Genomic DNA, 20,496 nt, shown 5'->3' with positions numbered 1-20,496 from the left:
CCTGTTGACAGCGGGAGCGTCGGGATCGAGAGTCCCGGTCACCGGCGGTCGCGAGCGTTCCGGTAGGCTTCTCTGATCTTCTGGAGGTTTTCGTACGGTTCGAGCGATCCCTCGAGGTGATCGAATTCGGCGGGATCGGCTCCCACAGTCTCGAGCCGGGTCAGCTCCGTTCGGGCGATCTCCAGCTGTGGAACGCCGGCGTGTCCTTCGGAGCTCCACAGCCCAGGGAACGCGGTCGCCAGCACGCTCTGGCCGACCTCGATGCGACAGTCGTCCTCGGGAGTTGCGACACACAGCAGGACGAATCCACACTGACGGAGCCGGTCGGTGAGCGCGGCCGGTTCAGTTCGATACCGCACGTCGCCCGACAGCAGCAGACCGGTACAGCTCACGCATTTGCCCTTCCTGCAGCCGTGGCGCATGTCGATCGCGTTCCGGTCGGCGATCTCCAGAAGCGACCGCTCGCCCGTCGTCTCGACTGTGTCCACGCTCCCGTCGTCGCGGACGAACTCGACGCGGTACGGTGGCTGCGATCCCTCCCCGCTTGCCATGGACGTACACGGGAACCGGTTCGAATAAAACCATCGGCGGGCTGGCCACGGCCGTGGTTCGATCCGGACGCTTTACCTTGTAGCCGGCGGTATCTGGACCCATGCTGATCACCGACGCGGCGCTCGTCGACGGGCGCGTCCGGGACGTCAAGATCGAAGGCGAACGGATCGCGGCGGTCGAACGCGGCCTGACGCCCGCCGCCGACGAGCGGGTGATCCCCGCTGACGGTCGACTGCTGTTTCCGGGTGCCGTCGACGTCCACGTCCACTTCCGGGAGCCCGGATTCTCTCACAAGGAGACCTGGAAGACGGGATCGCGGTCGGCCGCCGCCGGGGGCGTCACTACCGTAGTCGACCAGCCCAACACCGACCCGGCGACGACGACCGGCGAGGGGTTCGATGCGAAAGCCACCCTCGCGGAGGCGTCGCTGGTCGATTACGGCATCAACGGCGGCGTCACGCCCGACTGGGATCCCGACGCGCTGTTCGATCGGCCGATCTTCGCGCTCGGGGAGGTGTTCCTGGCGGATTCGACGGGCGAGATGGGAATCGACGCCGATCGGTTTGCGGACGCGGTCGAACGTGCCCGGGATGCCGGCGTGACCGTCACCGTCCACGCCGAGAACGCCGACCTGTTCGACGAGTCGGGGATCGAGTCGCTCGAGGACGGTGCAGACGAGGGAGCCTCCGTTCCGGTGGGCCGGTCGGCCCCTGCCGACGCCTGGAGCGCCTACCGGACGGCGGAGGCGGAGATCGACGCGATCCAGCGCGCGGTCGGGGTCGCCGCCGACGCCGACGCGACGGTACACCTCGCCCACACCTCCACGCCAGAGGGGGTCGACGCCGCCGTCGACGCCGGTGTGACCTGCGAGGTGACGCCCCATCACCTGTTTCTCTCCCGGGAGGACCTCCCCCGGCTGGGGACGTTCGGCCGGATGAACCCGCCGTTGCGGTCCGAGGAGCGTAGGGCGGCGCTGTTCGAACGCCTCGCCGACGGGACGGTCGATGTGGTCGCCACCGATCACGCCCCCCACACTGTCGAGGAGAAAACCCGCTCGCTTCTGGAGGCGCCCAGCGGAGTGCCGGGCGTAGAAACGATGCTGCCGCTGCTTCTCGAATCCGTTCGGCAGGAACAACTCGAACTCGAACGTGTTCGGGATCTCGTGGCAGCCACCCCCGCGAAGGTGTTTGATATCCCTCGGAAAGGGAAGATCGAACCGGGCCGCGACGCGGATCTGGTGCTCGTCGATCTCGACCGTCCGCGGGAGATCGAGGCGGGTGCGCTCCACTCGAAGGCGGGGTGGACCCCGTTCGAGGGACTGCAGGGCGTGTTTCCGGAACTCACAGTCGTCCGGGGGACAGTCGTGTACACCCGGGATCCCGAGACCGGCGCGGAGACGTTCGGGCCGGCCGTCGGCAGGAACGTCAGGGTCGGTGAGTGAGTCGGGACCCGACGCTTTTAGTCACCGCCGATCTCTCCTTCGATCGTGACGCTCGATCCCATCCACGTCGACAACATCGCCCGACTGGCAGGCGCGATCGCCGAGGACGTCGACGACGCCGACCACGACGACCTCGCGGCCACGGTGTGGGCCGAGTGGCTCTCCCCGCTGCGCCGCGGCGGGCGGATCGTCTGTGAACCAGTCGACGAACAGCAGCTCCATGCGGTGTCGATCGACGACGCCGCACTCGCTGACCGTCCCTTCGAGCCGGTTCACGGGCTGGATTCTGGAACGATCAATCCCACGACGTTCAAGAACGGGCTGGTTCTCGACGTGGCGCAGGCTGCGATGGCCGCGACGCCCAGCGATCTCGACCTCCACCGCTCGCGGAGCCTCGTCGCGACGGTCCACACCGCCGACACGACCGTCGACCACGACCTCGAGTGGGTGACCTACGACGGCGGCTACAGCCGTCGCCGGGTGTTGCACGTCCCGAAGGTGAACCGGTACGCCGAGGGGGTCGTCCACGCGCTGGCGCTGTATCTGGCCGAAAGCGACCACGCGCTCACGCACGCGAACACGGTCACCGATCTCCTGATCCTCGACGGGCCGATCTACCCGAAGGAGCTGCTGACCTGGGAGGACCGCGACCCCGAGCTCGGAGAGCTCGCCCGCGAGGCCAAACCCCGGGCGGTGGTGGAAAACTACGTCAGGCTGGTCGAGGAGTTCCTCGAGCGGGATGTCCCGCTCGTCGGGTTCGTGAAGAACCCGAGCAGCCGCGGGATCGTCCGGACGCTCTCGGGGAAGGGTGTGGAGGCGCCGTGGGCCGACGACGCCGGCTTATTCACTCGGCTTCTGGAGCGACGGACGGACGGAGACCGCGACAGGGACGTGCTCACGTTCACCAGCTGGTTCCGCTCGCGGGGCGGGGCCGACGAGCCGTTTTCGGTCGACGGCGACGCGCTCGGAATCGATCGCCGGCTTCCGGCGGACGCATACGAGGTGACGTTTTTCGTGCTGTACGATCCCCGTCACGACGTCCTGTACAAGATCGAGGCGCCGGCGGCGTTTACGCGCGATCCCGACGTCCGGGCGGCGCTTACCGATCAGATCGTCGGGGACGTCGCCGCGGCCCGGGGACCGCCGCAGGCGGTTGCGAAGGCGGACGAGCTGGCCCGGATCAGCACCGGCGAGAAGGCCGCCCTCCGCCGAAAGTTCGAAGAACAGTTCGACAGCGAACAGCTCCACACCTACGACGACGTCCGCTGGGACGTCACGGAGTTTTGAACCGACCTAGCGGGCGCGCGGCTGGAACGGGCGGGCGGTGACCGAGCGGACCCGTCGAAGCTGGAGTGACTCCCAGTAGCGTCTGACTGCCAGGGGAACGACCGCCAGTCCGACCAGCCACACGAACGTCGCCAGGTACCAGACGGCGGTGACGGTTTCCCGTCCACGCACGTTCGTTCCGGGCACGTAGCCATACTGCAGATGGGCTCCCAGGAACAGCGGCCACAGCAGAAACAGCAGTATCGCGGCGCTGCCCAGGACGAGCACCGGGAAAAACACGACCACGAACGCCAGCGACCCGAAGCCGACGGCACCCGATTTGATCGCCCCGACGACACCGTCGCTTCCCTTCGCTCGTCGCTTCCCGGAGCCTTCGTCGACGTCAGAATACATAACATATATTAGATTTTAATATATATTAAGTTTCCTCCGTCCTTCCGGAGTTTCGGGAGCTACCCTGCCGTCGAGAGCAGCCGAACCCCGCCGTATCGTTTCGACAGGAACGGTCCCACAGTCAACGCGAGCAGCCACACGACCGTCACCAGATACCACATCGTGCTCACGGGCTCGTTCCCGGAGAGTCCGGATCCAGGGAAGTATCCGTACTCCAGAAACGCACCGAGGAACAGGGGCCACGTCAGGAACACTAGTACGGCGCCGCTCCCCAGCACGAGCACCGGGAAAAACACCACCACGAACAGAAGTGTTCCGACTCCCACAAGCCCCGACTTGATGGTCTCCATACCCCCGCTGAACCGAGTGTCCTCATTCGCGGTTGTCGTTTCGCTCGACTGATCAGCCATCAGTTGCTACTGTCGGGTGACGGCGACATTAATATTTCCCGCAAACGCACTCGCTGGCGACCGGACGGGAGTCCTGACGTCGGGGGTCATCGGCGAGCGGCAGGTATTATACCCCTTCCGGTCGATTCCTCCGGTGTGCAGGAGACGGTTCTCATCACCGGCTGTTCGTCGGGGATCGGGCGAGCGACGGCGATCGCGTTCCTCGAAGAGGGATGGACGGTGTACGCGACGGCGCGCAACCCGGCCGACATCGAGACGCTCGGGGAACGCGGCTGCGAGCTCGCGACGCTGGACGTCACCGACGACGAGGACGTCGACCGCGTCGTCAACCGAATACTCGACGAGGAGGGTCGCATCGACTGTCTGGTAAACAACGCCGGCTACGCCCAGTTCGGACCGGTCGAGGACGTCACCGTCGAGGACGCCAAACGCCAGTACGAGATCAACGTTCACGGCGTCCACAGACTGTGTCGTGCGGTGTTGCCCCACATGCGCCGGGAGGGCGAGGGAACGATACTCAACGTCTCGAGCGTGTCGGGGCGGCTGTCGTACCCGATCGGGGGGATCTACGCGGGATCGAAGTTCGCTCTGGAGGCGATGAGCGACGCGCTCAGAAACGAGGTCCGGGCTCACGGGATCGACGTCGTCGTGATCCAGCCCGGCCCGGTCGAAACCCAGTTCGGCCGCCGCGCGGACGAGGAGATCTCTCGACTCGATCGGACCGAGGCGTACGAACCGTTCTACGCGATCTGGGAGGACACCGGGCTGCTCGGCGGCGAGAGTCCGGGCGCCGTTTCGCCGGGGCGGGTCGCCGAAGACATCGTCAACGCCGCCAGCGCGACGAAACCCCGGGCCAGATATCCGGTCGGGCCGGTCGCACAGGGGACGCTGCTCGCGCGGTTCCTCCCGGACGCGGTCCGCGACCGACTCACCGAGCTGGTCGTCCGGTTCGTGGGGTAGTCGGGGGCGGCGGGACGGCTATCTCATTCGTCGAGGCAGGCGGCGACCACGCGCAACGCGGCGTCGCCTCTGACTTCGCCGGCCAGAAGGGGGACGCGTTTCACGTCCCGGCCGCGGAACAGCTCTGTCGCCCGGCGCAGGGCAGCCTGCTGGACCTCCCAACGCCGCCGGCAGAACGCGCAGTTCTCGTGGTTCGGTGCGAGCAGCCAGTCGTCGTCGAGGTCACGATCCCCACCGGCGACCCTGTCGGGCGCTTCCATCACCCTGTTGACCACGATCGTCCCGACCGGAATCCCGAACTCCTCGAGGCGCGCGACGAGGCGCTCGGACTCCACGACGCTCATCTCCTCGGGGATCAACACGACCCTGAAGTCGGTGCGGTCGGGATCGCGCAACACGGCGCGCAGGCGTTCGATTCGCTCGCGGAGCTGTTCGAGATCGACCTCGTTGCCGACCGGTTCATCGCCGCCGCCGAACATCCCCTTGAACCCCTCCATCATCCCCGAGAGCCGCCGTCGGAGCGTCAGCATCTTTCCGACCATCGAGTCCATGATCTCCGGCAGCTGCAGCAGCCGCAGCGTGTGCCCCGTCGGGGCGGTGTCGACGACGACCCGGTCGAAGCGGGGGTCGTCGAGATGCTCGAGTAGCTGCTGCATCGCCGCGGCCTCGTCGGCTCCCGGCATCGTCCCGCCCAAAAGCGGATCGAGCCCCTCCCCGCCGAGGAGCTCCTCCAGCGGGTTGCCGCCCCCGCCGGCACCCGCGAACGCGTCTCCCTGGCCGAATCCGTCGTCCTCTCTGCCCCCGCCGCCCCCGAACGCGCCGCCGCCGAACAGCCCGGCCTCCATCGCGGCGTCGGGGTCGATCTCGGCGGCGTACAGCGGCACGTCCTCGCGGATGCGGGTCGGTTCCGACGGGATCTCGACGCCGAACGTGTCGGAAAGCGAGTGAGCCGGATCCGTCGACACCACGAGCGTCGCAGTCCCGCCGGCGGCCGACGACAGCGCCGTCGCGGCTGCCATCGTCGTCTTCCCGACGCCACCCTTGCCGCCGTACAGCACGTACTCCGGGGCGTCGACGCCGGCCGGCAGTTCCGTCGTCGGCTCCACGTCGAGTTCCTCGTCTCTCTCTCTGTCCTGTTCTGACTCGCCGATCGGTTCCGACTCGCCGACCGGTTTCGCAACGTCGTCCCGGTCGGACTCCTTGCTCTCCTCGACGCGATCGACCGGCTCGACGTCGATTTCACTCATGTGCGCAGGGAGGGACGGGAGCCACCTGTACCCGTCGGTCCGCCGACGAACGGATCGACAGATCGTTCTGGGCGATTGCTTCACCGTCGGCTCTCCGACGCGACGACCGAAAAAACGGCTCGAGTGTGGGTGTGCTACAGTGCGATCACGCTACGTTGAACCCCTTTTCGCGGAGGAACTCCTCGACGCGGCCGGAGTGGTTCCCCTGTAACTCGATGGCGTCGTCTTCGACGGTGCCACCGCAGGCGAACTTCGATTTGAGATCCGACGACAGGGAGTCCATGTCCACGTCTTTCGGGTCGAATCCTTCGATCACCGTTACCTCTTTTCCGTAGCGGCGCTCGTCGATGCGGATGCTGATCTGCTGGGACTCTTTGGCCACGTCTTCACAGACGCAGAGTTCCTCGGGCAGCCCACACGTCGAGCAGACTTCCGACATTACAATCTGGATGTACAGGATGACTATATTAAACTGTGTCGGGAAGTTTCACCGTCGGAGCCGTCGAATCACCGGCGTCGACTCCCACGCGAGTTCTTCGACCGTCTCGATCGCGGCGTCGGCCTCCGCCCGGGACACGTCACCGCGGTATCGTGCCCGCTCGTATGCGTCGAACACCTCCTCGATCCGTTCGTCGGCACCCCGGAGCCGCATCGCGGTCAGATACGTCCGGGGCGTTTCGGTTCGGCGCCGGGGACGGTACCGACGGCCGAGCAGGTACTCGAGCCGGGCGAACGCCCGATGGACGTCGGTTTCGGGATCACGCCGCCGGACCGGATATCGAAGCCACACTCCCCGGTACGCCCGGCGATCCCATCCCCGATGACGGATCGCGACGGCGACCCCGAACAGCAGCAAGGCGCCGTATCCGACGTCGTCACGCGATGGGAGTGTCCGCTCCTCGTCGCCGGGTTCGTCGAGTCCGGGTGCCGCACCGACGTCCTCGAACTCGCGTTGATCGACGCCCGAGACGGGCTGGACGCCGCCGGCGTCGGCGGGATCGTCGGCGTCCGGATCGAGGACGTCGTCGACTTCGGGATCGTCGCCGGGCTCGGTTTCAGCCGGGTCGTCGATGTCGTCGTCGATCTCGCCGTCGATGTCGTCGTCGGGCGTCCACTCCTCGGGACCGGATCCCTCGACGTCGACGCCCTCGACGCCACCCTGGCGGGCTTCGACCAGCCTGGCGTCCCTGACGCTGTCGCGGGGATCGCTCGGGGTCGGGTCGAATTCGACCCAGCCGTGTTCGGGAACGTACACCTCGACCCAGGCGTGGGCGTTCTGTCCCCGAACCGCCCACTCGTGTTCGCCGATCCGCTCGCCGGTCGTGTAGCCGGTGACGAACCGCGCAGGGACGTCCTGTGAGCGTAGCATCGCCGTCATGGTCGTCGCGTAGTAGGTACAGTAGCCGGCGTCCATCTCGAAGAGGAACGCGTCGGCGACGTCCCCGGAGGGACGTTCGACAGTCAGCGAGTAGCGCTTGTTCTCTTCGAGGTATTGCTCGATGGCAACCGCGGCGTCGTACGGGTTGTCGGCGTCGGCCTCGTCGACGATCTCCGCCGTCAGTTCGCCGACGCGATCGGGTGTGCTTTCGGGAAGGTCGGTGTATTTCGCTTCGATCTCTTCGGGGTAGTCCGTGCTGGCGTTTCGAAGTTCCTCGGGCTCGGATCGCAGCCGTTCGCTCTCGATCCGGACGGTCTCGCCGTCCCGGATCGTCACCGAGGGGTGGATGCCGCCGAGATCGGTCACTCGGGCGTTTTGTGCGGTAGGTCCTTCGAGAGCGACCGGTTGTGCGGCCGCCGGGAACACGCCCATCTCCGTTCGGGCGGTCACGTCCTGGGTGACGCGTTCGGTGGGGCCGGGCGGTCCGTCGAGCTCACCGTCGTACAGCGTCGTCTCCCCGCTTCGCGTCCACCCGTCGCCGGTGTACTCGTCGTAGATGCCCGTGCGCCACTGTGCCGGCTCGTCGCTTTCGACGGTAAAGCGAACCTCCTGTGAGAGTCGGACCGATCCGACGATCGTCAGTTCCTCCTCGTCGGCCGACAGCGTCGACTCCAGCCCGCTGGTTCCCCGGTCCACCACGAACGGTCCCGCCGCGCCGCCGGGTACGACCGTCAGGGTGCTCGTCACCAGAAGCATCGCGAGGAGCACGGCGCCGAGGGTCCCTCGCTTGGTCTCGAGCCCGCCGGGAACCGAGAGGCTGTCCAGCCCGAACGCGAGCGCGACCCCCAGGGTGCCCAAAAGCGTCACCGCCGTACCCGCATCGCCCGTGAGGACGAAAAACCCGAGGGCACCCCCCGGCGCGATCAGCGCGAGCGTGTACCGCCCCCGGAGCCCGGCGTACACCGCGAGGAACGCCGGAACCGGCGCCATCGAGAGCACCCACGAGGTCGGCTCTGCAAGCCGGAGCACCGAGAGTCCGGAGAGCAAGGAGACGGTGTCGAACACGAGCTGCGGGAGCGTGAACAACGCGCGCTGGCTCGCAGGCACGGCCAGCAGGTACACGGCGCTTCCGACGGCGAACAGCCCGGTGCCGATCCACAGCCCGGCCCGGGGAGAGATCACCCTTGCAGCCACGACGGCGACGACGACGGTCGCTGCCACCGTCACGAGGAACTGCGGGACGCCGCCGACAACGTCGACGACGCCGTAAAACTCCCACAGCGCGGCCGAAAGCACCAGCAACACCCCGACGAACGGCGGTTCGATCGCGAACGGCTGCGGGTCGAGGACCGCGTCGACTCCCCGCCGGAGGCACCGCCGCACCCGTTCCGATCGGTCGGCGAGCGGGTCCGTCATTGTTCACCCCCGTCGGCTGCCGGCACGGCTCCGGGAGTCGGTTTCCCGGTTCGCATTTCTGCCGGTTTTTCGGTTCGGTCGTCGACGGATCCGGGGGCGACCGCCTCGCGGAGCTGGTCGAACCGGTGTGTCTCTCCGTCTGTTCTGATCTGCGTCCGCCTGTGTGTCCCCTCGATCACGACGTCTGCGTCCGGATCGGGAACCTCCCCGCGGGGAAGTCGCGTCAGGAGCTCGAGGAGTTGGCGTGGGTCGCCGCCGGGGAACGTCTCGACGCGCCCGTTCGGCGCAGAGAGAGCGACCGGAAGCCCGTCCTCCAGCAGCGCGAGCGCGACGCTGGTCGCCGCCGTCGCGTTTCGGTCGGCCCCTCGACCGCCGACGCTGATCGAGACGCTGGGCCCCTGCACGTCGGCCACGAACTCCTTTACGATCAACTCGTCCTTCCGTGCGGTGGCGGGCCAGTGGATGTCCCGGAGCGAGTCCCCCTCCTCGTACTCGCGAAGCTGGTCGAACTCGTCCCGCTGGCGGCTCGTGCCGACGTCCTCGTGGTCGTACAGTCCGAACCGGAACTGCTCCGGGATCGGATGCCGCTCCGGATACACGAGCACGCTGTCGACGGGTTCGCAGTCGAACTCCCGGGACAGCAGCCCGAACACGTCGGTCGCGACCAGCTCCGTCGGTCCGAGCGACCGCTCGCCGCGACGGCGGTACGTCACGTCGAACCGGACCTCCCCCGTGCCGACCGTGGCCTCGACGGCGGGCTGTTCGAGTTCGAGCCCGTCGTCGACGCGTTCGGTGATCCGGGCGAGGAACGGATCCGAGAGGCCAGCGGCCGCCTCGCCGGCGTCGGCAAACCGCAGCCGAAGCTCGTGGGTCGTGCCGACGTGAGCGTCCGGTGGGAGGTCGCGAACGACCCGCGGCGCCTCGAGACCGCGAAGCTGGAGGTAGGCGGCCGCGAGCCCGACGATTCCAGGGGCGACGACGGCGTTGAGCGCGCGCGGCCCCGCGATCCACGCCATCGCCGCCGCGAACAGGCAGACGGCGACGACGCTTCTCCCGCGGCGGGTGGGTCGGATCTCGGGGGTGAAGCGGTCTGGGAGCATTCCGGTCGGTTGCGCTGTCGGTCGGAGGCCGGATTACTCGACGGCGACCGACGAGAGCGCCTCCTCGACGATCTCGCGGCCGGTCGTCCCGCCGGTTTCCGGACGGATCCGGTGGGCGAGCACGCTCGGTGCCTCCGTCTGGACGTCGTCGGGAACCACGAACTCCCGCCCCTCGAGCAGGGCTCGTGCCTGGGACGCCCGCAGCAACGCGAGGCTGCCCCGGGGACTCGCACCGAGCCCGGCCCGCTCCCGGGTGAACCGGGTCAGCCGGGAGACGTACGACCGGGTGGGTTCGGCGGCCTCGATCCGGCTCGCGGTCTCGCGGGCCTGTCGAAGCTCTTCGGTGGTGGCGACCGAGTCGATCGACTCGATCGGGTGTCGGCCCCGAAGCCGCTCGAGCATCTCCGTCTCCTCGCTTTCGGACGGGTAGCCGATCCGGAGTTTCTTCGTGAACCGGTCGATCTCGGCCATCGGGAGGTCGTAGGTCCGTCCCGGCTCGACGTCGTTCTGGGTGGCGATCACCACGAACGGATCCGGGAGCCGACGGGTCTCCCCGTCGACGGTCACCTGCGACTCCTCCATCGCCTCCAGCAGCGCCGACTGGGTTTTCGGCGGTGCCCGGTTGATTTCGTCGCCCAGGACCACGTTCGCGAACACGGGCCCGGGACGGAACTCGAAGTCGCCGGTTTTCCGGTTGTACACGTTCGAGCCGGTGACGTCCGAGGGGAGCAGGTCGGGAGTGAACTGCACCCGCTTGAACGAACAGTCGACCGACCGGGCGAACGCCCGCGCGAGCATCGTCTTCCCGACGCCGGGAACGTCCTCTAAGAGCAGGTGCCCCCGGGCGAGAACCGTCACCAGCACGTGCTCGATCGCTTCCTCCTTTCCGAGTATCACCCGACCGACGTTCTCTGCGATCCGATCGGCGAGCGTCGACGCTTCGGGTGCCGACAGCGTCGTCGTCTCGCCGACCGGCGCTTCGGCGGGGTTGGTAGCATCTGTCATGCTATTCGCTACCAGTTTTCGTGTCTCTCGTCGGATATGTCTTGCGAGAGGTCACGGGAGCGGTCGCATGGTACGTCACGCCAGTCCATACGTCGGGTACGGAGCGAACCGGCCTAACGTTTCCGGGGCTCAGTCTGCGGTTTCGACGCCGGACACCTCGAAGCGAGCCCCGCCGGTCTCGCCGTCGGTCGCGGTGATCTCCCAGCCGTGGGCCTCGGCGATCCGCCGGACGATCGACAGTCCGAGTCCGGTCCCGTCGTTCGCGGTCGTGTAGCCGGTTTCGAACACTCGTTCGTGCTCTCCGCTCGGGATCCCCGGTCCGTCGTCCTCGACGTAGAAGCCGTCGCCGGTCTCGAGGTCGCCGACGATCACTGTCACGCTCCCATCGCCGTGTTCCGCCGCGTCGTCAGCACCCGGCTGACTGCTCGTGGAGCCGTGCTCCACGGCGTTGCGAAAGAGGTTCTCGAGCAGCTGTCGGAGGCGGCTCTCGTCGGCTCGAACCGTGAGACCGGTTTCGACGCGGACGGTCGCGTCGTCGGTCTCGACGTTGGTCCAGCATCCCTCGGCGATCTCCCCGAGGTCGACGGGTTCGAGTTCGTCGACTCCGGTTCCCTTCCGGGCGAGCGTCAGGAGGTCCTCGATCAGCGCCTCGCTGCGGTCGAGTGCCCGGGAAACGTCCTCGAGGTGCGGGCTATCACACTCCTCCCGAGCGAGATCGAGCCGGCCGCTGGCCACGCTCAGGGGGTTCCGGAGGTCGTGGGAGACGATCGAGGCGAACTCGTCGAGCCGTTCGTTCTGGCGCTTGAGCTGCTGGGTCCGCCGGCGGAGACGCCGTGTCCGATCGAGCTGTTCGAGCCGGGAGGTGGCGTGTGCCACGAGCAGTTCCACCAGTTCGAGATCGTCGTCGTCGAACGAGCCCGGGGTCGTCGAAACCGCCTGAAAGACGCCGTGATCGCCGATCGGGACCGTGATCGCCGACCGGAACGCCGTGTCGGCGGGTGCGGCGTCGCGCGTCATCAGGTCCTCGACCACCGAGGACTCGCCGGTCCGGTAGGCTCTCGCCGCGAGGTTGTCGTCGGCGTCGACGTCGGTTTCGTCGTAGTACTGGTCGGTCGAAATCTCCGAGGAGACGGCCATCGGGAGCAGCGTGTCGCCCTCGGCCGCGTCGGCGATGGCGATGTCGAACGAGAGGATGTCCTCGGCCGCGTTCACGACCTCCTCGTACACCTCCTCCCGTGTTTCGCTGGTTCCGATCTCGGTCGCCACGTCGTGCAGTGCCGTGATCCTGGCGTTCCGCCGCCGTCGTTCGGCTTCCCGTCGCTTCTGTTCGGTGACGTCCCGGGCCACGCTGAGCACGGCCTGTTCGCCCCGATACGTCGTGATCGTGGCGTTGATCTCGGCGGGGATGCGCTCGCCGTCGTCGGTCAGGTGGACGGTCTCGAACACGAGCGAACCCTCCGATTTCAGTTCCTCGAGCCGCCGCTGATACTCGTCGTCGCCTATCGAGACGGCGTACTCTCTGGGTGTCATCTCCAGCAGTTCCTCCCGGGAATACCCCAGTCGGTCTACCGCCGCGTCGTTGACGTACAGCATCGTTCCGTCCAGGTCGTGGAGGAAGACCGCGTCGTTCAACCCCTCCAGGATCCCTTCAACTTCGTCGAACGCCCGCTGGAGCTTTCGTTCGTGTTGGCGCTGGTCGGTGACGTCGGTGATGAACCCCTCGAGGAGGAGGGATTCGCCTCCGGTGTCGCCACCCTCCCGACCGCCGTCGACCACTCCGCCGTCGCTCGCCCTGGCACTGTCATCGACACTCACCGCGGTTCCCTGTTCCCACATCCACTTCGTTTCGCCTTCCTTCGTCACGATCCGATAGGTCGTCTCGAAGGAGTCCCCTTCGTCGAGTTCTCCCTGTATGTCCTCCCACGTCTCCTCGCTGTCGTCGGGATGGACCACCTCGTCGCCCCAGCTCACCGCCCCCGACTCGATCGCGGCGGCGGCGTAGCCGGTGAGCTCCTCGACGGCCCCGCCGAGATGTTCCATCGGCCATCCGGGCTCGTTTTTACATCGGTACACTATTCCGGGAAGGTTGCCGTAGAGACGCTCCAGCTGGCGGGTGCGTTCCGAGAGGATCCGGCGCGCCCGGTACTGCTCGACGGCGTTTTCGATCCGATTGGCGAGGATCGCGTACTGGCCGGTCCCCGACTCCTTCTGGAGGTAGTCGGTCACGCCAGCCGAGATCGCCTCGCTGGCGAGCTGTTCGCTCCCCTCGCTGGTGTACAGCACGAACGGCAAGTCGGGATACTGCTCGCGGATGCGCTCGAGCAACTCGAGCCCGTCGAGGCTCGGCATCTCGTAATCCGAGACGACACAGTCGACGTTCTCCTCGGACAGCCGTTCGAGAGCCGCCGCGGGATCGGTTTCGATCATCATCTCGAACCGTCCGTCCCGCCGTCGCAGAAACTCGGCGGCAACCTCGGCGAAGTCGGGTTCGTCGTCGACGTGGAGAACCCGGATCGGCCCATCCATTGCACCTTACTCCACCCGGCCAGCTTAAAAAGGATTCCCTCCGTGCAACCCGGGTTTGCTCCGCTGAGGGCCGCCCGCGAACCTGGTCGCTCGTCTCGTCTCCAACGTCGGGTTTGCCTGTCCCGTGGTCCATTTCATGGTGGCCGCCTGCCGGGCTTTTAGGGCGTCTCGGTCCTGTCGGACGTCGCCAGAATCACTTTGTTGGACGTCCGAGTGTAGTCACCGCTTTCCCCACTCCTCGAACCGCTCGGACATCGAGTCGGCTACGTCGGCGAGATACACCGTTCCCCAGACCGCCGTGACGAACGCGCCGACGAGGTTGAAAAGCAGATCCACCATGGTGTCGCCGATCCCGTGCTGGGCGAGCACGGCGGGGATGCCCGCCCGGATCGCGAACTGGTCGATGGCGAACTCGAGCAGCTCCCAGACGACCCCCGCCGCGAGGACGAACACCGCGATCAACAGCCCCATGAACGTCGGCGGGAGGTGCACTGCGTCGGTGTGGAGGTGGATGGCCCGGAACCCCGCGTAGCCGGCGGCGGCGACGACCGACGCCGAGAGGGCGTGGGTCAGGTGATCCCACGGCCCGACTGCGTCGTACAGCCCAGCCGACCCCAGGGCGTGGAGGAACACCGCGGCCGTGATCCACAGCACCAGGCCGGGATCCATCGGCAGCTCGAGATCGCGTTCGAGCAGTGCCGGCACGAACGTAATCGCGAGTGCGACTGCAGCGTTGGCGATCGTCGGCAAGTGCAACGTCCAGAGCCCGTACGCGAGCACGACCCCCAGGACGATCTGCATCCCCCGGGTCAGTCGACGCTGCGTTCGTTCCGACAGGTGCAGCCGCCGGGCGAGGGTCTTTCCCTCGACGGCCGCCCGACGCTCGCGTTCCTCGGCCGCCGAGTACGGGGGAACGTACGTCCGTTCGCTCGCGGGAGAGACGCGACGCTCGAAGAAAAACGCGAACGCGACCCCGGCGAGTACCCCTGCGATCGTCGCGTAGGCGAATTCGATCATCACGACCGCGTTCACGACGTCTGGATTGCGGCCGTCCAGCAGGAACGCGGTCCCGAACAGCACGTCTGAGAGCCACTGGCCGACGTTGTACACTGCGGCGGCAGCCATCGTCGCGAGCGTCACGAACGCGATCGCGAACCGGTGGGTCATCCGGACCGGCGTGAACGCGTGCAGTTCGACAGCGAGCAATAGGGAAACGACGGCGACGGCCACGTAGGGCACGACGTCGGTCCGGAACGGCACGCCCACGAGGAGCTCCCACACGAGCGGCAGACAGGCGATCCCGATCAGCTCCCACGGGAGCGTCACCGTCGGATCCCGGAAGGCGACTGGCGGAACCACCGCGATCGCGACGAGCACCGCTGCCAACACCCCCGTCCGGACGTCCCCCGCGATCGCGACACGTTCGATGGCGAAGACGGCCAGTACGCCGACGAGTATCCAAAAGAGGGCCGCATTGTGCCGGCTCTCCAGCAGCGTTCCCCCGAGCCTGTCTGTCGCCGCCATACGTTCGCATCGACGTGGGGGGATTTCCTAACCGTTGGGGGTGTCGAGCCCGTTTCGTCGCTTACTCTGCGTGTGAATTACAGTCACATTCGACACCCTGATAAATACGTGTCGCCATAGATACGACAGGATGATGCTTCCAACCCACGCGCTCGCCGGGATGGCGCTGGCGCTGCCGCTTTTCGCGGTCGCGCCGGAGCTAGCGCCCGTCGGGCTCGTGGCCGGGTTGCTCGGGGGAATCGTCCCCGACCTGGACATGTACGCCGGCCACCGGAAGACGCTGCATTACCCCGTGTACTACAGCGTCGCTGCCGTCCCCGCGGCGCTTTCGGCGGTCGTCTTCCCGTCGGCGGTGACGGTCGCGGTGGCGCTGTTCCTCCTGGGGGCTGCCCTGCACGCTGTCAGTGACGTGTTCGGGAGCGGGCTCGAACTGCGACCCTGGGAGGGGAACTCGACGCGGGCGGTCTACGACCACTTCCGGGGGCGGTGGATCCCGCCCCGCCGGGCGATCCGCTACGACGGCTCCCCGGAAGACCTCGTGCTGTCGGCGGCGCTTGCTCTCCCACTTCTCTATGCCGTCGATACGACGCTCCAGTTGATCGTAATCGCTGCTCTCGTCATTGCACTCGCGTACACGCTTCTCCGGCGTCGACTCGCCGATCTGGCACCGGTCGTCGCGGATCTGCTTCCGACAACGGTTCGGCCCTACGTCCCGGACCGGTATCTCTCCGACGTCGACGCCGTGGAATCTCCGAGGTCCCGATAGCGGACGGAGCTGCTCGAACGCGCAACACGTGTCAATCGAGAGTTAAAAACAATTATTACACGTCTTCGGAGAAATAAACCCAACATCGATGGGATGGACCGTTTCGGCGCTCTCGGCCGTCGTGTTCGGGAGTTCGGTCGTGGCGCTCGCAGTCGGGTTCGCAGCGCTCCGGCAGCGGCCGGATCCGATGGCCTGGCCGCTGGCAGCGTTGATGTTCGCGGCCGCAGCGTGGGCTCTCCCCCACGGCGTTGCGCTCGGCTATGCTACTGTCGAGCAAGTCACGTTCTGGCACCAGCTCCGCTACCCCGGAACCGTTCTCGCGCCCGTGGCGTATCTCGTCGTGGCGCTCCGCTATGCCGGCTACGAGCGGTGGCTCTCCCGACGGTCCTACGCGCTTCTTTCGATCGTCCCCGCAATTACGGTCACAGCGGTGTGGACGAACCCGTCTCACGGTCTGTTCTGGGAGTCGCTTTCGATCGCGACGGTCGGTGGCGCGACGGTTCTGGTCCCGGAGTTCGGCCCGCTGTACTGGATCAGCCTCGGCTATCTGTACTCGATTACGGTTCTGGGTCTGGTGGTGTACGCCATCGCGATCGCCCGATCGGGATCCGTCTATCGCAAGCAGGCGGTGTTGCTGTTCGTCGCCGCCTTCGTCCCCCTGGCGACGAACGTCGCGATGAACTTCGGAATGGGGCCCGAGCCGACGGTCGATCTCACCACCACGGCACTGGCCGTCTCCGGGCTGGTGTTCGCGCTGGCGCTGTTTTACTTCGACTTGCTGTCGCTCCGGCCGGTCGCCCGGGACCGGCTCGTCGAAGCGCTCGAGGATGGGGTCGTGGTCGTCGGTCCCGACGGCGAGGTCAGGGACTTCAATCCGGTCGCCGGACGCATCTTCGACGGGATCACCGTCGGACAGCCCGCAGACGAGCTCCTGTCGTCGAACGTCGTCTCCGACGGCGGCGAGCTCGTCGTCGAAAACGGGGGGGAGGAACGTCGGTTCCGTCCGCGATCGACGCCACTGACCGACGGGCGAGACCGCGAGATCGGGCGGATCGTCTATCTCCAGGACGTCACCGACGTCACCGAGCACGAACAGCGGATCAGCGTGCTCAACCGGATCCTCCGACACAACGTCCGCAACGAACTGAACGTCGTTCTCGGACACCTGGAGCTGCTGGAGCGTCGGTCGACAGGGGGCAGCGTCGAGCACGTCGAAACTGCAATCGAGAGTTCGAGGCGAGTCGTCGAGTTCTCCGAGAAGGCGCGCCACGTCGAGCAAACGCTCCAGGGTCGCGACAGCGCGGTGGAGGCGTCGGCGACCGACGTCGTGGATCGCGTCGTTTCCGACGCCAGGGGGCGGTATCCGCACGCGGATATCGCGGTCGAACTCCCGGAACGTGCCGACCCCGATGACCGGGTGAGCGTCGTCGACCTGGAGCTGTTCGAGCTGGCAGTCGCGGAACTGATCGAGAACGCGGTCGAACATCACGACTGTTCCTCGCCCCGGGTGACGGTTCGAGTCGAACCCGACGGCGAACTGATCTCCATCCGGATCGCCGACGACGGTCCCGGAATCCCGGAGCCGGAACGGAAGATCCTGAGCTCCCGGGCGGAGACGGATCTGGTCCACGGCAGCGGTCTCGGGCTGTGGCTTGTACAGTGGACTGCGTCGCTCTCGGCCGGCGAGCTCTCTATCGGGGACAACGAGCCGCGAGGTACCGTCGTCACCCTCTCGCTCCCGGTCGCCGACGGGGACGCTTCCGCCGACTGCGGCCAGTCCCGAACGAATTAACCTCGTCTCCGCACACACGTCCGTATGGACATTGCCCCGTTCGGCCTCGAACGCTGGTTCGCGGAGTACGAACACGACGCCGAGATCATGCTCGCCGAAAGCGGGATCCGGTCGCTTTCCGCCTCCCGGTTCGATCTCGATCCGGGCGAGTTGGGCTATGTGATCCCCACGAACGGCGATCCGGAGCTCCGTGCCCGGGTGGGGGAACGCTACGATCGATCGGCCGAGGAGGTCCTTTTCACCTGCGGGACCCAGGAGGCGAACGTTCTAGCGTTCCTCTCGCTTCTGGGGGGCGACGGCGGCGACCACGCTGTCGTGGTGACGCCGACCTACCAGGCGCTGTACTCGGTTCCGGAGGCGTTCGGTTCGGTAACGACGGTCCCACTCGAGCCACCGCGGTGGGCACTCGACGTCGACGCGGTCCGGGAGGCGATCACCGACGACACCGCGGTCGTCGTCGTGAACAACCCGAACAACCCGACGGGACGGTATCACGGCGAGGAGATCATCCAGCAACTGTACGACGTTGCCGCCGCACACGACGCGTACCTGCTGTGTGATGAAGTGTATCGGCTGCTCGCCGAGGACCCGCTGCCCCCGGCTGCGAGCATGGGCGAGTACGGCCTGTCGACGACGAGCCTCACGAAGGCGTACGGGCTGGCGGGTCTGCGGTTCGGCTGGCTCGTCGGCGATCGATCGGTGATCGACGCCGCCTGGAACTGGAAGGACTACACCACCATCTCGCCGTCGCTGTTCGGCCAGCACGTCGCAAAACAGGCGCTGGGTCGACGGGAGGCGGAGATCCTGTCGGAGAACCGCGAACTCGCCGCCGAAAACCGGGAGATCGTCGCCGACTGGATCGATCGCCACGGTCTCTCCTGGTACGATCCGGTCGGGGTCAACGGCTTCGTCACCGTCCCGGACGGGTTCGAGTCGAGCACCGACTTCTGTCGAACCGTCGTCGAACAGGAGGGCGTCGTGCTCGCCCCCGGGGAGCTGTTCGGTCACGACGACTACTTCCGGATCGGGTTCGGGCTTCCCACCTCCGAACTGGAGCGTGGACTCTCGCACGTCTCGAAGGCGATCGTGAACCGCGGGGAGCCCCAATGAGCCTCTTCCCGGACCGATTCGACGACCTTTCGGAGGAGTCGATCGCGCTCGGGGCGGGTGCGGTCACGTTGATCGTCGTGAACCTCGCGGGTAACGCCGTCGGTCTGGAGTTTCCCGGCCGGACGATCGTCGCGATCGCTGCCGGATTCCTGGCGCTGATGGCGACGAGCTATCTCCGGACAGGAAATCTGCTCCCCGAAGGCGACGACGAGGAGTACGAACCCGAACTGTAGGCGACGAACAGTGCCGAAAGTCGACGGAGGGGCCCGCACGTCGACGATCAAACCGTTTATACTACCGCCGGCAAAACGACGGTGTATGCCGAAAGAGCAAAAGCAGGTTCGCGATCTCCAGGAAGGCAGCTACGTGATGATGGACGACACACCCTGCAAGATCAACGCCTACAGCACCGCAAAGCCCGGAAAACACGGCAGTGCGAAGGCCAGAGTCGAGGGACGTGGCGTCTTCGATGGCAAGAAGCGATCGTTCTCCCAGCCGGTCGACGCGAAGGTGTGGGTGCCGATCATCGAGCGGAAGCAGGGGCAGGTCGTCTCGGTGACTGGCGACGACGCCCAGGTGATGGACCTGGACACCTACGAGACGTTCACCATGCGGATACCCGAGGACGAATCGTTCTCCTCGGACGACACCATCGAGTACCTCGAGTACGAGGACCAGCGGAAGATCGTCGGATAATGTTCCCCGGCGCGTCGGCCGACCGCGAGGCGGCGGAGTACGCGATCGTCGGTGCGCCCCTGGACGCGACGACGACCTTTCAGCCCGGGACCCGCTTCGGTCCCGACCGGATCCGCCGCTTTGCGGAGACGTACGACGACTACGACCGGCGGACGGACCAGTTTTTCACTGATCTCTCGGTGCACGACGCCGGCGATGTCCACGCGTGGTCTGACGTCCCCGACTACCTCGAGTTCCTCGAGGGGACCCTGCGGGACGTCGTCTGGGAGGACGCGGTGCCGCTCGTTGTGGGCGGGGAGCATACGGTTACGTACGCGGGCGTCGCCGCCGTCGAGCCGGACGTTCTCGTCGTCCTCGACGCTCACCTGGATCTCCGTGACGCGTACGCCGGCGACGAGTGGAGCCACGCCTGCGTCTGTCGCCGGGCGCTCGAGGAGGGGCACGCCGACCGGCTCGTCGTCGTCGGCGCGAGAACCGGCTCTCCCGAGGAGTGGGATCGCGCCGAGGCGGACGACGTGACCGTCGTGTCTCCCGAAGAGACCCGGCAGTGGATCACGGCGATGGACGCGGGGGAACACGAACTCGCGGAGGTCGACTCCGTCTACCTCTCGGTGGACATCGACGGCGCGGATCCCGGATACGCGCCGGGGACGGGAACGATGGAGCCGTTCGGCCTGACGCCCCGCGAGATGCGGGACGCGGTCCGAGCGGTGGCGCCCCGGTCCGACGGATTCGACGTCGTCGAGGTGAACGATCGCGACGACGGCCAGGCGGCGGCGCTGGCCGGGAAACTGTTGCGAGAGTTCGTCTACGGACACGCCGCCAATAGCCGATAACGCGGCCGTGTCGCCGGAAAACGAGAAGGCTTATTCAATGCGAACTCGCAGACGCGT

Annotated in this window: 19 protein-coding genes; 9 read left to right on the top strand and 10 right to left on the bottom strand. The window is 66.9% G+C overall.

Annotated features, from left to right (window positions below; translation table 11 throughout):
- Window positions 1–38 precede the first annotated feature (38 nt).
- Entirely contained in the window at window positions 39–551 is a 513-nt protein-coding gene (locus AArcCO_RS13610) for a 2Fe-2S iron-sulfur cluster-binding protein (protein WP_259534043.1), read from the bottom strand.
- A gap of 101 nt (window positions 552–652) precedes the next feature.
- Here AArcCO_RS13610 and AArcCO_RS13605 point away from each other — a divergent pair, with 101 nt between their 5' ends.
- Window positions 653–1,993, top strand: coding sequence for a dihydroorotase (locus AArcCO_RS13605; RefSeq protein ID WP_259534042.1), 1,341 nt, complete (start codon window positions 653–655; stop codon window positions 1,991–1,993).
- 45 nt (window positions 1,994–2,038) lie between these two features.
- A complete protein-coding gene (locus AArcCO_RS13600) occupies window positions 2,039–3,280 on the top strand; it encodes a DNA double-strand break repair nuclease NurA (RefSeq protein WP_259534041.1) in 1,242 nt (413 codons plus the stop codon).
- 6 nt (window positions 3,281–3,286) lie between these two features.
- Here AArcCO_RS13600 and AArcCO_RS13595 read toward each other — a convergent pair whose 3' ends face one another.
- Together AArcCO_RS13595 and AArcCO_RS13590 are read right to left on the bottom strand one after the other, a co-directional pair.
- Window positions 3,287–3,673, bottom strand: a complete 387-nt coding sequence (locus AArcCO_RS13595; RefSeq protein ID WP_259534040.1) for a hypothetical protein — start codon at window positions 3,671–3,673, stop codon at window positions 3,287–3,289.
- Window positions 3,674–3,732: 59 nt separating this feature from the next.
- Entirely contained in the window at window positions 3,733–4,083 is a 351-nt protein-coding gene (locus tag AArcCO_RS13590) for a hypothetical protein (RefSeq protein WP_259534039.1), read from the bottom strand.
- A gap of 135 nt (window positions 4,084–4,218) precedes the next feature.
- On the opposite strand from AArcCO_RS13590, the gene AArcCO_RS13585 reads away from it, so the two are divergent.
- Entirely contained in the window at window positions 4,219–5,043 is an 825-nt protein-coding gene (locus tag AArcCO_RS13585; RefSeq protein WP_259534038.1) for an SDR family oxidoreductase, read from the top strand.
- A gap of 23 nt (window positions 5,044–5,066) precedes the next feature.
- Here AArcCO_RS13585 and AArcCO_RS13580 read toward each other — a convergent pair whose 3' ends face one another.
- The 7 genes from AArcCO_RS13580 to AArcCO_RS15930 all read right to left on the bottom strand — a co-directional run bounded on the left by AArcCO_RS13580 (window position 5,067) and on the right by AArcCO_RS15930 (window position 15,239).
- Entirely contained in the window at window positions 5,067–6,290 is a 1,224-nt protein-coding gene (locus tag AArcCO_RS13580; protein ID WP_259534037.1) for an ArsA family ATPase, read from the bottom strand.
- Between the two features lie 145 nt (window positions 6,291–6,435).
- The gene (yciH, locus tag AArcCO_RS13575) at window positions 6,436–6,729 is read right to left on the bottom strand and encodes a stress response translation initiation inhibitor YciH (protein WP_119815488.1); all 294 of its coding nucleotides are present in this window, start codon (window positions 6,727–6,729) and stop codon (window positions 6,436–6,438) included.
- A gap of 48 nt (window positions 6,730–6,777) precedes the next feature.
- On the bottom strand, window positions 6,778–9,084 hold the full coding sequence (locus AArcCO_RS13570; RefSeq protein ID WP_259534036.1) for a transglutaminase TgpA family protein: 2,307 nt from the start codon (window positions 9,082–9,084) through the stop codon (window positions 6,778–6,780).
- The gene (locus AArcCO_RS13565; RefSeq protein WP_259534035.1) at window positions 9,081–10,184 is read right to left on the bottom strand and encodes a DUF58 domain-containing protein; all 1,104 of its coding nucleotides are present in this window, start codon (window positions 10,182–10,184) and stop codon (window positions 9,081–9,083) included. The genes AArcCO_RS13570 and AArcCO_RS13565 overlap by 4 nt, the downstream gene beginning before the upstream one ends.
- 33 nt (window positions 10,185–10,217) lie before the next feature.
- Window positions 10,218–11,189, bottom strand: a complete 972-nt coding sequence (locus tag AArcCO_RS13560) for an AAA family ATPase (protein ID WP_259534034.1) — start codon at window positions 11,187–11,189, stop codon at window positions 10,218–10,220.
- Between the two features lie 129 nt (window positions 11,190–11,318).
- Entirely contained in the window at window positions 11,319–13,715 is a 2,397-nt protein-coding gene (locus AArcCO_RS13555; protein ID WP_259534033.1) for a hybrid sensor histidine kinase/response regulator, read from the bottom strand.
- Between the two features lie 219 nt (window positions 13,716–13,934).
- A complete protein-coding gene (locus AArcCO_RS15930; RefSeq protein WP_321170489.1) occupies window positions 13,935–15,239 on the bottom strand; it encodes a DUF2238 domain-containing protein in 1,305 nt (434 codons plus the stop codon).
- A gap of 133 nt (window positions 15,240–15,372) precedes the next feature.
- Between AArcCO_RS15930 and AArcCO_RS13545 the strand changes: the two genes are divergently transcribed.
- From AArcCO_RS13545 to speB, 6 genes are all read left to right on the top strand, one after another.
- On the top strand, window positions 15,373–16,005 hold the full coding sequence (locus AArcCO_RS13545; protein WP_345780891.1) for a metal-dependent hydrolase: 633 nt from the start codon (window positions 15,373–15,375) through the stop codon (window positions 16,003–16,005).
- Between the two features lie 88 nt (window positions 16,006–16,093).
- The gene (locus AArcCO_RS13540) at window positions 16,094–17,797 is read left to right on the top strand and encodes a sensor histidine kinase (protein WP_259534031.1); all 1,704 of its coding nucleotides are present in this window, start codon (window positions 16,094–16,096) and stop codon (window positions 17,795–17,797) included.
- A gap of 24 nt (window positions 17,798–17,821) precedes the next feature.
- Complete coding sequence (locus AArcCO_RS13535) at window positions 17,822–18,907, top strand: aminotransferase class I/II-fold pyridoxal phosphate-dependent enzyme (protein WP_259534030.1); 1,086 nt, start codon at window positions 17,822–17,824, stop codon at window positions 18,905–18,907.
- Window positions 18,904–19,140 (top strand): hypothetical protein, encoded by a 237-nt coding sequence (locus AArcCO_RS13530; protein WP_259534029.1) that lies wholly within the window; start codon window positions 18,904–18,906, stop codon window positions 19,138–19,140. Before AArcCO_RS13535 ends, AArcCO_RS13530 begins: the two co-directional genes overlap by 4 nt.
- Before the next feature lie 85 nt (window positions 19,141–19,225).
- A complete protein-coding gene (locus AArcCO_RS13525) occupies window positions 19,226–19,603 on the top strand; it encodes a translation initiation factor IF-5A (RefSeq protein WP_259534028.1) in 378 nt (125 codons plus the stop codon).
- Window positions 19,603–20,439: an agmatinase gene (gene speB / locus AArcCO_RS13520; protein ID WP_259534027.1), complete on the top strand. Its 837-nt coding sequence runs from the start codon at window positions 19,603–19,605 to the stop codon at window positions 20,437–20,439. Before AArcCO_RS13525 ends, speB begins: the two co-directional genes overlap by 1 nt.
- Window positions 20,440–20,496: the final 57 nt, after the last annotated feature.

Source organism: Halalkaliarchaeum sp. AArc-CO (assembly GCF_024972735.1).
In the GTDB taxonomy this organism is placed as follows: Archaea; Halobacteriota; Halobacteria; order Halobacteriales; family Haloferacaceae; genus Halalkaliarchaeum.
This window is presented reverse-complemented; position numbering and strand designations above follow the sequence as displayed.

What these genes read in the sequence shown, in the direction of transcription:
- AArcCO_RS13570 (WP_259534036.1), bottom strand. Translation starts at nt 9,084, where the DNA reads ATGACGGACCCGCTCGCCGACCGATCGGAACGGGTGCGGCGGTGCCTC.
- AArcCO_RS13610 (WP_259534043.1), bottom strand. Translation starts at nt 551, where the DNA reads ATGGCAAGCGGGGAGGGATCGCAGCCACCGTACCGCGTCGAGTTCGTC.
- AArcCO_RS13525 (WP_259534028.1), top strand. Translation starts at nt 19,226, where the DNA reads ATGCCGAAAGAGCAAAAGCAGGTTCGCGATCTCCAGGAAGGCAGCTAC.
- yciH (WP_119815488.1), bottom strand. Translation starts at nt 6,729, where the DNA reads ATGTCGGAAGTCTGCTCGACGTGTGGGCTGCCCGAGGAACTCTGCGTC.
- AArcCO_RS13540 (WP_259534031.1), top strand. Translation starts at nt 16,094, where the DNA reads ATGGGATGGACCGTTTCGGCGCTCTCGGCCGTCGTGTTCGGGAGTTCG.
- AArcCO_RS13580 (WP_259534037.1), bottom strand. Translation starts at nt 6,290, where the DNA reads ATGAGTGAAATCGACGTCGAGCCGGTCGATCGCGTCGAGGAGAGCAAG.
- AArcCO_RS13560 (WP_259534034.1), bottom strand. Translation starts at nt 11,189, where the DNA reads ATGACAGATGCTACCAACCCCGCCGAAGCGCCGGTCGGCGAGACGACG.
- speB (WP_259534027.1), top strand. Translation starts at nt 19,603, where the DNA reads ATGTTCCCCGGCGCGTCGGCCGACCGCGAGGCGGCGGAGTACGCGATC.
- AArcCO_RS13555 (WP_259534033.1), bottom strand. Translation starts at nt 13,715, where the DNA reads ATGGATGGGCCGATCCGGGTTCTCCACGTCGACGACGAACCCGACTTC.
- AArcCO_RS13535 (WP_259534030.1), top strand. Translation starts at nt 17,822, where the DNA reads ATGGACATTGCCCCGTTCGGCCTCGAACGCTGGTTCGCGGAGTACGAA.
- AArcCO_RS13565 (WP_259534035.1), bottom strand. Translation starts at nt 10,184, where the DNA reads ATGCTCCCAGACCGCTTCACCCCCGAGATCCGACCCACCCGCCGCGGG.
- AArcCO_RS13595 (WP_259534040.1), bottom strand. Translation starts at nt 3,673, where the DNA reads ATGTATTCTGACGTCGACGAAGGCTCCGGGAAGCGACGAGCGAAGGGA.
- AArcCO_RS15930 (WP_321170489.1), bottom strand. Translation starts at nt 15,239, where the DNA reads ATGGCGGCGACAGACAGGCTCGGGGGAACGCTGCTGGAGAGCCGGCAC.
- AArcCO_RS13590 (WP_259534039.1), bottom strand. Translation starts at nt 4,083, where the DNA reads ATGGCTGATCAGTCGAGCGAAACGACAACCGCGAATGAGGACACTCGG.
- AArcCO_RS13605 (WP_259534042.1), top strand. Translation starts at nt 653, where the DNA reads ATGCTGATCACCGACGCGGCGCTCGTCGACGGGCGCGTCCGGGACGTC.
- AArcCO_RS13530 (WP_259534029.1), top strand. Translation starts at nt 18,904, where the DNA reads ATGAGCCTCTTCCCGGACCGATTCGACGACCTTTCGGAGGAGTCGATC.
- AArcCO_RS13545 (WP_345780891.1), top strand. Translation starts at nt 15,373, where the DNA reads ATGCTTCCAACCCACGCGCTCGCCGGGATGGCGCTGGCGCTGCCGCTT.